The 13,584-nt window shown below is 65.9% G+C and carries 12 protein-coding genes; 5 read left to right on the forward strand and 7 right to left on the reverse strand.

The window, feature by feature from the left end; all coding sequences use genetic code 11:
- On the forward strand, window positions 1–589 hold a 589-nt coding region (locus AC2VOU_RS20310), incomplete at its 5' end, for a hypothetical protein (RefSeq protein WP_486958982.1).
- 2 nt (window positions 590–591) lie between these two features.
- Window positions 592–2,496, forward strand: coding sequence for a YhgE/Pip family protein (locus tag AC2VOU_RS20315; RefSeq protein ID WP_486958983.1), 1,905 nt, complete (start codon window positions 592–594; stop codon window positions 2,494–2,496).
- 21 nt (window positions 2,497–2,517) lie between these two features.
- On the opposite strand, the gene AC2VOU_RS20320 is transcribed toward AC2VOU_RS20315, so the two are convergent.
- From AC2VOU_RS20320 to AC2VOU_RS20340, 5 genes are read right to left on the reverse strand one after another with little or no spacing between them, the layout of a single operon-like run.
- Window positions 2,518–3,072: a carboxymuconolactone decarboxylase family protein gene (locus tag AC2VOU_RS20320; RefSeq protein ID WP_486958984.1), complete on the reverse strand. Its 555-nt coding sequence runs from the start codon at window positions 3,070–3,072 to the stop codon at window positions 2,518–2,520.
- Window positions 3,069–3,581: a carboxymuconolactone decarboxylase family protein gene (locus tag AC2VOU_RS20325; RefSeq protein WP_486958985.1), complete on the reverse strand. Its 513-nt coding sequence runs from the start codon at window positions 3,579–3,581 to the stop codon at window positions 3,069–3,071. Before AC2VOU_RS20325 ends, AC2VOU_RS20320 begins: the two co-directional genes overlap by 4 nt.
- Window positions 3,582–3,613: 32 nt before the next feature.
- The gene (locus AC2VOU_RS20330; protein WP_486958986.1) at window positions 3,614–4,483 is read right to left on the reverse strand and encodes a dioxygenase family protein; all 870 of its coding nucleotides are present in this window, start codon (window positions 4,481–4,483) and stop codon (window positions 3,614–3,616) included.
- 17 nt (window positions 4,484–4,500) lie between these two features.
- Entirely contained in the window at window positions 4,501–5,472 is a 972-nt protein-coding gene (locus tag AC2VOU_RS20335) for a quinone oxidoreductase family protein (protein ID WP_486958987.1), read from the reverse strand.
- A gap of 4 nt (window positions 5,473–5,476) precedes the next feature.
- Window positions 5,477–5,881, reverse strand: a complete 405-nt coding sequence (locus tag AC2VOU_RS20340) for a DUF4267 domain-containing protein (RefSeq protein ID WP_486941248.1) — start codon at window positions 5,879–5,881, stop codon at window positions 5,477–5,479.
- Between the two features lie 101 nt (window positions 5,882–5,982).
- Here AC2VOU_RS20340 and AC2VOU_RS20345 point away from each other — a divergent pair, with 101 nt between their 5' ends.
- Both AC2VOU_RS20345 and AC2VOU_RS20350 read left to right on the forward strand, forming a co-directional pair.
- Complete coding sequence (locus AC2VOU_RS20345; RefSeq protein WP_486958988.1) at window positions 5,983–6,642, forward strand: hypothetical protein; 660 nt, start codon at window positions 5,983–5,985, stop codon at window positions 6,640–6,642.
- Window positions 6,639–7,817: a PrsW family intramembrane metalloprotease gene (locus tag AC2VOU_RS20350; RefSeq protein ID WP_486958989.1), complete on the forward strand. Its 1,179-nt coding sequence runs from the start codon at window positions 6,639–6,641 to the stop codon at window positions 7,815–7,817. Before AC2VOU_RS20345 ends, AC2VOU_RS20350 begins: the two co-directional genes overlap by 4 nt.
- Before the next feature lie 2 nt (window positions 7,818–7,819).
- On the opposite strand, the gene ngg is transcribed toward AC2VOU_RS20350, so the two are convergent.
- Both ngg and AC2VOU_RS20360 read right to left on the reverse strand, forming a co-directional pair.
- Window positions 7,820–9,631, reverse strand: a complete 1,812-nt coding sequence (gene ngg, locus AC2VOU_RS20355) for an N-acetylglutaminylglutamine synthetase (RefSeq protein ID WP_486958990.1) — start codon at window positions 9,629–9,631, stop codon at window positions 7,820–7,822.
- Complete coding sequence (locus AC2VOU_RS20360; RefSeq protein ID WP_486958991.1) at window positions 9,628–11,433, reverse strand: N-acetylglutaminylglutamine amidotransferase; 1,806 nt, start codon at window positions 11,431–11,433, stop codon at window positions 9,628–9,630. The genes ngg and AC2VOU_RS20360 overlap by 4 nt, the downstream gene beginning before the upstream one ends.
- A 200-nt stretch (window positions 11,434–11,633) precedes the next feature.
- Here AC2VOU_RS20360 and AC2VOU_RS20365 point away from each other — a divergent pair.
- A partial coding sequence (locus AC2VOU_RS20365; RefSeq protein ID WP_486958992.1) for a hypothetical protein occupies window positions 11,634–13,584 on the forward strand: 1,951 nt, incomplete at its 3' end.

Here is a 13,584-nt window from a genome sequence, read left to right on the forward strand (position 1 = left end):
CGGTATCGACCTGGCCCTTCCCGAAGGCTTTCACGCCATTCAGATGCCCGGCGGGCCCGGACAGACCACGCTGCTGATGACGCTGGCGGGCCGCTTCAAGCCCACCCACGGCACCCTGACGGTGCGCGGCGACACCGCGCCACGCGCGATTCGCCGGCACTGCGCAATCGCAGCGTTCCCGGACATCGACGAACTGGAGGAATCGGTGACCGTCCAGACGGTGCTCGCCGAGCAGCAGCGCTGGCTGTCACCGTGGTACGCGCAGATACCGCACGAAGCCGGTCAATCCACGATGACCGAGGTGTTCGGCGACACTCCGCCACCATCGGCCGGTAGCTACATCGTCGAATTGTCGGATTTGGAAATGTTTTTACTCAGAATCACGCTGGCGACGCTGTCAGCCCGTCCGATCCTGGTGGTCGGCGATCTCGAGCAAGTCCGCGACAACGCACGCCGTGCGATCGCCGTCGAACGACTCGGCGCACTCGCCAAGCAACGCACCGTGGTCGTCGGGGTGACCAATCCGCTGGGCAGCGACGCACCCGACCACGAATTGCACGATCACCGCATCCTGACCGAAGGGAGCTGACGATGCTCGCTGGACTCGCATTCGGCTCGGAAATCAAGCGCTTCGGCCGCAGCCGACTGACCCGGGTGGCCATCGTCGTGCTGATGCTGCTGCCCTTGGTATACGGGGCGTTGTATCTCTGGGCATTTTGGGATCCGTTCGGCCATGTCAACAAAATGCCGGTGGCACTGGTCAACTCGGACAAAGGTGCCGTGGTGTCCGGGCAGCAGTTCAACGCGGGCGCCGAGATCGCCAAGAGCCTGACCGCCGACGGCAGTCTCGACTGGCATGTGGTCAGCCCCGAGGAAGCGCACAACGGGGTCGAGCACGGCAAGTACTACTTCATGGTCGAACTGCCACCGGATTTCAGCGCGGCAATCGCATCGCCGGTGACGGGAAACCCGAAGAAAGCCAACTTGATCGCCATCTACAACGACGCCAACAACTACATCTCGACGAGTATCGGCCGCACCGCAATCAGCCAGGTTCTCAACGCCGTCTCGTCGCGGATCTCCGGTCAGGCGGTCAATCAGATGCTTTCCGTGGTGGTTTCATCCGGATCGGGTATCAAACAGGCAGCCGACGGGGCCGGCCGACTCGCAGAGGGCGCCAGCCAGCTGGCGACCGGCTTGGACACCGCCCGGTCGGGCTCTGCGACCCTGGCGACCGGCGCGCGACAACTCTCCGACGGGATCAACTCGGCCACCGACCCGCTGATCGCGGTGACCAAAGCCTTGGCCCAAATCGGCGGCAGCACACAACAATTACAACAGGGGGCCACCGCACTGCAGCAGGCAGGAGACCAGATCGGCGCGATCGCCGCCGCGCAGGACACAGCCGCCAACGCGCTGTCGGCGGTCATCGACCAACTCTCCGCCAGACAGGATCCGCTGGCCAACAACCTGCGCGGCGTGCAGGATCAGCTTCGTCAGCATCAGTTCACCCCGGAGATTCGGCAACGCCTCACCGATGCGCAGAACGCCGCGATCAACATGACGGCCGGACTGCGCACACCGGGCAGCCCGCTCGCGTCGGCCCTCGACCGCGCCGGCAACAAAGGGCAGGAGCTGACCGACAAACTCACCCAATTACGCAACGGCGCCAAACAGGTCGCCGACGGCAACGCCCAGTTGGCCAGTGGCATAGCCACCCTCGACGACGGCGCGCAGCAGCTCAAAGCCGGTTCGGCCGAGCTGGCGGGCAAGCTGAGCGACGGCGCCAAGCAGGTGCCCAACTGGACTCAGCAGCAGAAGGACGCCGTCGCCGACACCATCGGCGGCCCTGTTCAACTCGAGACCTCGCACGAAAACGCCGCGCCGAACTTCGGCACCGGTATGGCCCCGTTCTTCCTCACGCTGGCACTGTTTTTCGGAGCCTTAGTGCTGTGGATGGTATTGCGGCCCTTGCAGAGTCGCGCGATCGCTGCCGAGGTGCGCCCGATTCGGGTCGCTCTGGCGAGTTATCTTCCCGCTGCCGCGATCGCGATGTTCCAGGCGATCATTCTCTACGGTGTGGTGCGTTTTGGCCTCGGCATGCATGCCGTGCACCCGGCGTCGATGCTCGGCTTCATGATCCTGATTTCATTCGCGTTCGTGGCCGCAACGCAGGCCATCAACGCGCTCGTCGGCCCGGCGGTGGGCCGCGTGCTGATCATGGCGCTGCTGATGCTGCAGCTGGTCAGCGCCGGCGGCATGTATCCGGTCGAGACGACCTCGAAGCCGTTCCAGTTCCTGCACCGCTTCGACCCGATGACCTACGGCGTCAACGGACTTCGGCAGCTCATTCTCGGCGGTATCGACGGTCGGCTGTGGCAGGCGATCGCGGTGCTGATCGGGATCTGGGCCGTTGCGCTCCTGCTCTCGAGCCTCTCGGCCCGACGAGACCAGTTGTGGAACATCGACAGGCTGATACCGGCGATCAAGATGTAGCGCTGCCATCGTCAACCGCAGCTATCGGGAATCACGTCTGGCGGGGAGGGGAAGCCGGGCGCTTTCGTCGAGGTCGACGTCGAGAGCGTTGAGCATCAGCGCCAAACCGGCGTAGCGGCCGATCACCATCAGCACCTCGACGCATGCCTGCGAACCAAGCGCTCCGTGTACGCGTTCGAAGGTGTCGGCGGCAACGCTGCGGATGGTCAGCAGTTCGGTGGCCAGGTTGAGAACCGCGAGTTCGACTTCCCCGAATGAATATGTCCGCCAGTTGTTCTCGGACAGCACAGCGTCGATCTCGGCGGTGCTGACACCTGCGGCGCGGGCGACGTCGCGATGCTGGCCGAGCTCGTAGTCGCAGTCCATCAGGTAGGCCGTGCGCAGCACGACGAGTTCGCGCAGTCGGGTTGGCAGTGTCGGGCTGCTCAGGGCGGCGTCACCCGCCACCATCCAGCCGGTGAATACCTTGTCGGCGTTGGCCAGCGTCCGATAGACGTTGAGATTGCCGCGGGCTTGGGTCAATTCACGAGCCCGTGGCCCCATGTCGGCCGGCTCGCGGTAGCCGATTCGTGTCATCGGGCTTCGACCTCCAGGTCAGCCGCGTTGAGCACCAACGCAAGTCCGTAGTAGCAGCTGACGAGCATCACCAATTCGGTGAGCTCTTCGTCGCTGAAGGCGCTGCGGGCCTTGGCGAACGACGCATCGCCGAGCCGGCGCGTGGCGCACAGTTCAGTGACCACCTCGAGCAGCAGGCGTTCGGTGCCATCGAAGTCGTCGAAGTCATCGGTTTCGACGACCGCGCTGATCTGCTGCTCGTTGAAACCCGCATCCTGGGCGAGGCCGATGTGGCGGCTGAGCTCGTAACGGCAATTCTGCAATCGGGCCACCCGCAACATGACCAACTCTCGCGCCCGCACGGTGAAGGTGGGACTGTCCGACAACTCGTCGACCAGCTGTGCCCAGCCGGCGAACACCTCGGGGGCGTTGGCCAGCATCCGAAACGCGTTGAGCGCGCCCCGGCGTGCCATGAATTCGCGGATCGGCTCGGGCTGCCGCTCCACGGCGACGAGCGGTATACGTGACATCGCTGTCCTTTCGGGGCTATTCGGCGCCTGGGCTATTCGGCGGCCATGGCGAAGGTCCAGTCCAGGGTCACGAACGGTTCGTCGACCGTCGTTCCGTCCGGGGCAGTCCCCGGGCCGTGCCGCACGAAATCGGCCGTCAGCGAGTCCTGGTCGGCGAAGACGGCGTCGTGTCCGAGGTAGGGGTCCTCGCGCCAGAACAGTTGGGTGATCAGCGACCGGTAGCCGTCGGCGTTGAACCAGAAGTGCACGTGTTGCGGCCGCATCGGCGAACGGTTTGCGGCGCTCAGGATCTCACCACAGGGGCCGTCGGTGGGCACCGGGTAATACCGCGGCGTCACCGATCGGTACCAGAACCGCCCGTCGTCGTCGGTGGTCAGCAATGCCCGCATGGCGACGTGGTCGTGCAATTTCTCGGTTTGCTGAACGTCGTAGCGGCCCTCGCCGTCGCTGTGCCATGTGTCGACTTTCGCGCCGGCGATCGGGTGCCCGGTGTCGTCGACGACCCGTCCGGTGACGAACATCGGTGTACCGGTGACGCCGTCGGAGATGTCGGATCCGTTGTCGGCCATCGGCCGCCCCTCGACGAAGAACGGTCCGAGCACGGCGGAGTCGGTGGTCGACGATTCGGTCTGCTGGTTGATCATGTCGACCAGCGTGCTCAACCCCAGGATGTCGGAGAGCAGCACCACCTCTTGATGTGTCGGGGTCGACGCCTTGCCCACCCGCTGGAGGAAATCCATGGCAACGAACCATTCGTCGCCGGTCAGGCGCACCTCCCGGGCGAAGTCGTGCAGGTGCTGGATCAGACACTGGAACAGCTCGCGAAATCGCGCGTCGGTGCAGTCGTCGAACGTCCGCTGTACGGCCGCGGTGAGCGTCCGCTCGGTCAAGTTGGACGACATTGGCTCGCCTCTCCTCATCAGGGTCGGATGACGACGCGGCCGACGATGTGGTCGGCGACGGCGCGATAGGCTGCGGGCGCGTCCTCGAGCGCATAGCTGGCGGAAATGGGCAGCGGGCGGAACTGCCCCGACGCGAAATGCGGCGCCATGCACTCCAGGCGCCGCGCCGAATCGATCATGCTCAGCTTTCCGCTGTCGACGCCCAGGACGCGGGTTTCGTTGCGGTACAACTCGCGCAGGTTGACGTGCACCACAGGAGAGCCGATCGCGCTGATCACCACCAGCCGGCCCCGGCGGGCCAATACGGCCAGCGCCGACGGCGTAGTCACGCCGCCGACCGCGTCGAACACCACGTCGGCGCCCGCACCCGCGTTGAGGCCTCTGACCGCCGCGGCCATATCGGCGTCCGGGTCGAAAGTGATGAAGTGCTCGATCACCGACGCGGCCGCAGTATCCGGCCCAGGCCGGCGCCGCCCAACGCCAATCACGTTGGCGCCGAGGGCATGTGCGATTTGTGTGACCGCGCCGCCGACCCCGCCGGATACGCCGAACACGACGACGGTCTCGCCGGCGGCGAGTTGCGCGGTTTCCACCAGCCCATACCAGGCGACGACGAAGTTGACGCCCACTGCCGAGGCCTCGTCGAAGCCGAGTCGTTCGGGCTTGCGGACCAGGGCCGCAACGGGCACCGACATCAACTCGGCATGTGAACCGTCGCGGCTGAAACCGGTGTCTCCCCCGGTGCCCCACACCGCCACGCCGTCCCATTCGGGTGGGCCACCGACCACAACTCCGGCGTAGTCGCGCCCGGGGGTGCGCGGCAAGACCGTCCAATCCATGCCCCCGGCAACGTTTTTCACGTCGGAGGGATTGACCGATGCCGCCTCGACCCGGACCACCGCCTCCTCCGCCGTGGCAACGGGCTCGACGACGTCCTCCATGCGCAGCACGCTGGGGTCGCCGAACTCGCTGAAACGCAACGCGCGCATGCGGTCAGCCGTCGACCGAAGCGGGTGCCTCGCTCACCCCGACGCGGCGGCGAGCCGCTCCCCACAGTCCGGTGCCGACGCCGATGACGGCACCGCCCAGCCCGATCAACTGCTGCGAACGCTTCATCTGGTGGTGCACGCTGATGCCGCCCAGCAGATCGGCGGCGTCGGCGCCGGCGGATGCCAGAAACCAACCCCGGGTGTTGCGGCCGCGCAGGGCCGACGCGGCCAGTAGCCCGCCGATCAACGCGTCGCGGTAACCCATCGAGCGCAGCAGAAGCTGCGCGGTCGGCGAAGGTGTATCCGGGTCGCCCCAGATCCGGTTCGCCCGCAGGGGGTCGATGAGGAACGAAATGCCCGAAGCCAGCCGGATGGCGCCCACGGCCAGGGCCGCACGGTCGATGGTCATGGTCGCCAAGCCTAAATGCTCGGCGCGTCGAGTTGTTGGGCGTTGCCGCACGATGCTTGTCCTGCTGTCAGAATTCATCGAGCCAACGAGGAAGTGAGTCCATGACCGATGTATCGGCTGCGGCCGCAGCACCACGGTTCGAGCCCGACGAGGGCTGGGTGCCTGCCGACGAACGACGGTTCGGCCTGGACCGGCGCACCCTGCGCCCGACCCTGGCGGTGTTTGCCCTGGCCGTCGCCATGTCGGTGGTGTTGCCGGTGGTCAACGCGACGGTCCCCTACCACGACATCGTCAGAGCCGGCGATGTCATGCAAATCGAGGGCCACGTGACCTTTGTTCCCGAGGACGGCTGGGGCATCACCTCGGGTGTACGCGCCGGTCACCCGCCGATATCCGGGCAGTACCCCGCCTCTGCCACCGTCGAAGACGGCGCGCTGAAGTTCACCCTACGCAGCGGGTCGTTCCGCGGCGACGCCCACCAGCTTCTCGATCAGATCCAGACAACGTCGGACGCCCTGAACCGGGGGCGCGGAGTACACATCACCGGCGCACCCACCACGATCGTGACAACCCAAGGAAAACAGGGCGCGACCCTGCGCGTCACCGGGCCGCACACCAGAGGTTTGATCGCGGCATTCGTGTTCGGCGACCGCGGAGTCGAAGCGGTGGCGACCGGACCAACCGACGCCGATACCGCGCACAGCGCCGCAGTGGTGCGAATGATCGCCAGCATCAAGGCCCCCGAGCAGCAGCAGCGATGACGACTCTGGAAGAACTCGACCGCACGCGCGAGGTCGCCCTCGACATCTCCGGGTGGGGTCGGCGGTTCGTCTTCTACCAACCGCGCAACTTCGCCTTCTGGGGATATCTGGCGCTGGTCGGGATCGGTGTGCTGACGTTCTTTTCGACGCTGGCGCGCGAATACAACGCCTACGGCGAAGCGATCGGCTTGGCGGTCACATCGTTTGCCATCTACGCGGCGTTGTTCTGGTGGTTTACCGACAGGATCGATCACTACGCCAAACTTCCCCACACGCTGATGGTCGTCGCGTTCCTCTGGGGTGGCTTCGCCGCCACCGGGGCGATGGCCGCCAACGCGAACGACGCGCTGCTGGCCTTGTACGGCAAGAAGTTCGGCCAGGTGTGGGCGCTGAACTGGGGTGCCGGTCTGGCCGCGCCTTTCACCGAGGAACTGGCCAAGGGATCGGGCCTGCTACTGCTGATCGCGTTGGCGCAACGGCACATCCGGACCGCGTTCGACGGTTTCATTCTCGGCGCGTTCATCGGCCTCGGCTTTCAGATCGTCGAGGACATCACCTACGCCATGACATCAGCCGGTACGCAGTTCGGCGCTAATCAAATTGGCGCATCAATCGGCACCATCATCCTGCGGATGCTGACCGGGGTGGCCGCACATATCCTGTACAGCGCGATCTTCTGCGCCGGCGTGGTCTACCTCTTGGGCCGCCCCGCCGAGCCTCGGAAAATCGGTCGCGGGCTGATCCTGATTGCGATACCGATGCTGCTGCACGGAACCTGGGACTCGGTGGCCACCATCGCCGGCCAAAACACACCGCTGCTGATCGGACTGCTGGTCGGCACGATCATCGTCGCGCTGAGCATTGTTGCGTGGGTTTATAAGCTGACCGTGGCCCGGGAACGCGGCTTCGTCCGCGACGTGATGGCGCCCGAGCAAGCCCGCGATGTCATCACGCCGGTCGAACTCGACGCGATGGCCGGTAACCGTAAGGCCCGCAAAACATATCGTAAGGCTGGACGCAACCGTCGGGGACGCCGGCGCGCGCACTACATCCTCAACGCAGCCTACGCACTCGCCGATGAGCTGGCCGCCGCGCGCGGCGCCGACACCGACCGGGTGCGCTTCGCGCGATCGGAGGTCGCCCGCATCCGCGCGGGCCTGCCCTCGACCTGGTGAAGCTATCGAACAACCGAGTCGTCTGGCACCCGCGGCGACTCGTCGGGAGTCCAAGGCGACGGTTGACCGGGCTGGCCGGGGAACAGGTAGTCGATGAAAGCCGCTGCGGTGGGCTGTGGTTCGTGATTCGCCAGGCCCGGGCGCTCGTTGGCTTCGATGAACGTGTACGCCTCGCCGGTTACGTCGGGCACAAGCAGGTCGATGCCCGTCACCGGAATACCGATCGCCTCGGCCGCCGTTACCGCCACCTGACACAGTTCGGGATTCACCTCGGGGGTGACGTCGTGGATCGTGCCGCCCTGATGCAGGTTTGCGGTGTGCCGAACGCGCAACCGATTGCCTTGGGGCAAAACATCGTCCAGCTGCCACCCAGCCTCGGTCACGGTCGCCTCGGTCACCGCGTCCAGCGGGATCTTCGACTCGCCGCCGGTAGCCGCCGAACGCCGTCGACTCTGTGTCGCGATCAGTTCACGGACGGTGTGCGTGCCGGTGCCGATGACCTCGGGCGGCCGTCGCAGCGCAGCGGCAACTACCCGTCCGTCAATCACCACCAGGCGCAGGTCGTCGCCTACGACTCGCTGTTCGATCAGCACCTCGGGGTATTGCTCGCGCGCCCACGACAGTGCCGTGGTGAGCTCTGCGGGTCCGTGTGCAGCGGTGATGCCGACCGTGATGCCCTTGCCCTGCTCGCCTCGACTGGGCTTGACGACGACCTCACCCACCTCTTTAACAAAGGCGTAGTCGTCGTCGTCGAACGTCGCCAGCCGAGCGCGCGGCACAGTGATGCCCGCGTCCGACACCAGCCTGCGAGTCAGCCTTTTGTCTTCACAACGACACATCGCGAAGGCGGAGGTGAACTCTGACAACGAAACTCGGGTGATGACGCTACGACCGCCGTGATTGAGTCGCATCTCCCCGGTTTCGGCATCGAGCACCTCCACCCAGATGCCGCGCCGCAACGCCTCGTCGGCGATGATGCGCGCGTAGGGATTCAGGTCGTCGACCGTCTCCGGCGGCGGGCTGAACAGCGGCTGGTTGATCGCGTTCTTTCGCTTGATCACCAGCACCGGGACCCGGCGAAAGCCGAGTTTCTCGTAGAGCTTGATCGCGGCCGAATTGTCATGGGTGACCGACAGATCCATGTAGGCGCGACCCGCTCGTCGGAAATGCGACGCCAACTTTTTGGTCAGCGCAATGCCGATGCCCGGGATGCCGGCGGCCGGGTCGACCGCCAGCGTCCACAAACTCGAGCCATGCTCGGGATCGTTGAACAACAGTTCGTGGTCGACACCGGTCACCGTGCCGACGACAACCTCATCGTCGTCGCGCACCGCGAGTAGGTAGGTGACGGCCGGTTCGTTGATGTTGTTGTGCCAGATCGTGTCCACCGGCGACGGAACCATCCCGCAGCGGACGAAGACACGGTTCATCGCGTCGGCATCGGAGGAGTCGTTGAGTGGGCGCACGGTGACACCGACCGGCGACGGAGCGGCCTGGTCGTCGTCAGAGTCGTCGGTGAAGCGCAGCCGGTAGGTGTGGCTGGGGTCGATGAACAGCTCGGACGGTGCGCCGGCGACGACGACCTGGGATTCGCGGGCGTAGATGCAGATGTCCCGTCGCCCGGGAGCCTCCCGTCGAAGCGCCTCGGCCAGGGTACCGGCATCGGCAAATGTCTGGCCGAAGATCAGCTTGCCCCAGCCTAATTCGAGCTCGACGTCCTTGGCCATCGCGTCGACCAGATGCGGCGGTGACGCGTCGTGCAACCCGAGCGTGATGGCCTCGGGGTGGTCCTCTGTGGGACCAATGGAGGTCATGCGGCCGGCCCGGTGACACCATGTCGTTGCAACCAGAGCTCCAGCAGCGCGATCTGCCAGAGTTCATTACCGCGAAGGGGGGTCAGGCGACCGTTGGGGTCGGCCAGCAGCGCGTCCACCGCTCCAGTATCGAACAATCCGCGCTCCTTGGCGACCGGTGCGTACACAGCGTCGCGGACCATGTCAAGGTAGGGGCCTTCGAGGTGAGTCAACGCCGGAACCGGGAAATACCCCTTGGGTCGGTCGATGACTTCGGACGGAATAACCCGTCGCGCAGCCTCTTTGAGCACGCCCTTGCCGCCGTGGGCGATTTTCAGCTCCGGGGGGCAGGTGGCCGCGAGCTCGACCAGTTCGTGGTCGAGGAACGGGACCCGGCCCTCGAGGCCCCACGCCATGGTCATGTTGTCGACCCGCTTGACCGGGTCGTCGACCAACATCACCATGGTGTCGAGCCGCAGCGCGCGGTCGATGCCGGTTTCGGCGCCGGCACGGGCGAAATGTTCGGTGACGAAGCGGCGGCTGGGGTCACCCGAAGCGAGGTAGCCCTCGGCGAGCACGGCGGCCAGACCCGTTTCGTCGCGGTCGAAAAAGGCGGCGCGGTATTCGGCGACCGAGCTTTCCACGGAGGAGTCCGCCGAGGTGCCCATCGGCGGATACCAGTGGTAGCCGGCGAACACTTCGTCGGCGCCCTGCCCGGACTGCACCACCTTCACATGCTGGGCGACTTCCTGGCTGAGCAGGTAGAACGCCACACAATCGTGGCTCACCATCGGTTCGCTCATCGCGCCGATGGCCCCGTCCAGAGCGGGCAGCATCCGCTCGGTGCCGATCCGGATCTGGTGGTGATCGGTCTCGAAGCGCTGGGCGACGATGTCGGAGTACTGGAACTCGTCGCCCTTGATATCGCCGGCGGACTCGAAACCGATCGAAAACGTCGAGAGCCCGTGCTGGCCGGCCTCGGCGAGCAACCCGACGATCAGGCTGGAGTCGACGCCGCCGGACAGCAGGCAGCCGACCGGCACGTCGGCGACCAGGCGGCGTTCGACCGCGGTGCGCAGCGACGACAGCACGGCGTCTTCCCAGTCGCGAGCCGACCAGCCGGCGCGGTCGTCGTGCCGGGTGAAATCGGGTCGCCAATAGGTGTCGGCGACGCGACGGCCGTCCGGTTCGATGGCGAGCAACGATCCCGGCGGGATCTTGCGCACGCCGCGCAGGATGGTGGCCGGCGCGGGGACGACGGAGTGAAACGTCATGTAGTGGTGCAAGGCGACGCGGTCGATGCGGGTGTCCACGCCTCCGCCTGCCAGCAGCGCCGGCAAGCTCGACGCGAACCGGACCCGGTGGCTGTCCTCGGTCACATACAGCGGCTTGATGCCCAGGCGGTCGCGTCCGAGCAGCACGCGGCCGCTATCACGTTCGACGATGGCGAAGGCGAACATGCCCATCAAGTGGCTGACGAAGTCGTCGCCCCAGCGGTGGTAGGCCTTGAGCAGAACCTCGGTGTCGCTGGTGGAGAAGAACCGGTAGCCGTAGCCCTGAAGCTCGGCGCGTAATTGCTTGTAGTTGTAGATGCAGCCGTTCCAGGCGATAGTCAGGCCCAGGTCGGAGTCGACCATCGGCTGCGCCCCGGCTTCGGTCAGGTCGATGATCTTCAAGCGACGGTGACCCAGCGCGACCCGACCGTGGGACCAAACGCCCGCACCATCGGGACCTCGCGCCGTCATGACCGCGGTCATCGCTGCCACCGCGCCTACATCGGGCGTTCGACCATCGAGTCGTACCTCACCGGCGGCTCCACACACCTCAACAACCCTACAGAGGCCGATTCCGGCGCGCGCGTCGCTGAACCGCCGTGCGCCGCACATCGGTGCCGGAACGACGGGTGCCACCCGCCGCCTGTGAGAGCGGCAACGCGCCGGCGGGAACCATAGGGCTCAAATCGCGGTATTCGCGGTCGGCTTGGCCGATAATTCGTGCATCGCGCCCCAACGAAGGGATCGGCATGAGTTCCGCGGTGCGCAGCGTCACTCCAACTCTGCGGCGTCGGCTGCGATCTCTCGGATGGGCGGCGACCGCCTGCGCGGGCGCAGCCACCATGGCGATCACCGCGCCGCCCGCCGCCGCTGATCCGGCCTACCAACCGGCGCTCGATCAGCTGCTCGAGGCCATGCAGCAGGCGGCGGCCTACGACGCCGCCCTGCCGTTCGCGACCGCGGGCAGCGACGCCACGCTGATGACCGAGCTGCAGAACACCAACTATGAACTGCTCTCCGCTGGACTATCCAGAGTCACTGAGCTTTTCAACGGCGTCTTCTTCCAGTCACCGGAAGCAGTAGCCACCGATGCCGCCGATTCCCGTCAGTACTTCCAGTTCTTCACCCCCGACATCTACTACCACACGACTGCCGGACTGGCGCCCGGTGCGACCTACGAACTCACCGGCACCGTCGGCAAAGGTACCGAAGCGCTCGCCATTGCGACCGAATCCATCACCGGCTCGACTGCTGTCAGCAAGCAAAGTCTGGAACTCGACCACGGCCTGGCCGTGAACCCGAACGGCACGTTCACCGTCGACATCGGGCCCACCGAGCCAACGGGCGCGGTCAATTTCATCAACGACACCGACGCCACCACCAACGGCGATGCCGCCCTGCTGATTCGAGATGCGCTGGGCGATTGGGCACAAGGCCCGAGCAGCGTCAGCATCCACTGCGTGTCCGACTGTCCGGCGTTCTTCTCCATACCGAGCACGGGAATCTTCCCCAGCGCGGACAGCACTGCGGTCGCAATAGGCTCGGCAGCAGGGACTTCCACGCCCCCCACCTCGGTCGACTCGTTGCTGACGACGCTGTTCACGGCGTTCAGCAACATCGTCGGACCCTTCAATCAGGAGAACATGGGTCTGGCCCAGATCGCCGGCATCGATCTACCGCCGAACACGATGGGCGCACTGGCACCTGAAACGAGTTTGTTCGCAACGGGTCTGCCCAGCGCCGAGGTCTCCGGTGGGAATTTCGACCTGAATCCCGGCCAGGCCCTGATCGTGCAAGTGCCCGACGTGCCGTCCGGCTACAGCGGGATCGAACTGATGAACGTCTTCGGCGCCGGGCTGCCGTCCACCTTGGCGCAGACGACGCTGAACAACACCACGGCGTTCGCCGACCCCGACGGCTACACCTACTACGTGGTCAGCGCGACCAATCCCGGCGTCGCGAATTGGCTTGACAGCAGCGGTGTGAGCAGCGGTGAGATCTTCGCCCGGTTCGAGAATCTCCCCGACGGCACAGACCCGACCGGCCTTCCGGTGACGACGGAGGTGGTGCCGGTGGCCGACGTGGCCAGCTATCTGCCCGCCGACACCCCGACGGTCAGCCCCGCGGAGTACGCGGCCGACATGTCGCAACGCGTGCTGTCCTACGACTACGCGTTGGACCTGTCCCGCGAGAATGCCCAACCCGACTGGGTGCTCCAGGAATTGCTCCTGCATGGACTGCAGGGCGTGATGGGCGCGAACAACTTCGCCGCGGTGTTCGGCAGCGATCCGACCATCCCGTTGGCTCTGCGATTCACTCCGGCGCTCTCCCCCGATTGGGCTGCTGTCGACCACGACCTGCTCACCAACCCGGTCGCCAGCCTGGAGGCGGCTTTCACTGCGCTACCCGTGGTGGCCAGCGATATCAATCTGCCGGCCGAATTGGCAGTGGGCCAGACCGTTTTGTCGCTGCTTCTCCCCCAGCAACTCGGATCCCTGCTCAACGACACCGTTTTCGACCCCAACTCCGGGATCATCGCGGGCTTCCTCAATGCCCGCGACGATCTGGCGACCGCCATCCTGAGCGCCAACGACAACTTCCCCACCGCGCTGGGAAGTGTGGCGACGGCGGAGTGGGCCAACATGCCCGAGCTGGTCCAGTCGACGTCGAGCACCCTGCTGACTGAGCTTGGCACGCTGC

This window comes from Mycobacterium sp. TH-M25 (genome assembly GCF_057473665.1).

Coding starts and splice junctions, on each gene's coding strand:
- ngg (WP_486958990.1), bottom strand. CDS start 9,631: ATGACCTCCATTGGTCCCACAGAGGACCACCCCGAGGCCATCACGCTC.
- AC2VOU_RS20320 (WP_486958984.1), bottom strand. CDS start 3,072: ATGACACGAATCGGCTACCGCGAGCCGGCCGACATGGGGCCACGGGCT.
- AC2VOU_RS20340 (WP_486941248.1), bottom strand. CDS start 5,881: ATGACCATCGACCGTGCGGCCCTGGCCGTGGGCGCCATCCGGCTGGCT.
- AC2VOU_RS20315 (WP_486958983.1), top strand. CDS start 592: ATGCTCGCTGGACTCGCATTCGGCTCGGAAATCAAGCGCTTCGGCCGC.
- AC2VOU_RS20330 (WP_486958986.1), bottom strand. CDS start 4,483: ATGTCGTCCAACTTGACCGAGCGGACGCTCACCGCGGCCGTACAGCGG.
- AC2VOU_RS20350 (WP_486958989.1), top strand. CDS start 6,639: ATGACGACTCTGGAAGAACTCGACCGCACGCGCGAGGTCGCCCTCGAC.
- AC2VOU_RS20335 (WP_486958987.1), bottom strand. CDS start 5,472: ATGCGCGCGTTGCGTTTCAGCGAGTTCGGCGACCCCAGCGTGCTGCGC.
- AC2VOU_RS20345 (WP_486958988.1), top strand. CDS start 5,983: ATGACCGATGTATCGGCTGCGGCCGCAGCACCACGGTTCGAGCCCGAC.
- AC2VOU_RS20325 (WP_486958985.1), bottom strand. CDS start 3,581: ATGTCACGTATACCGCTCGTCGCCGTGGAGCGGCAGCCCGAGCCGATC.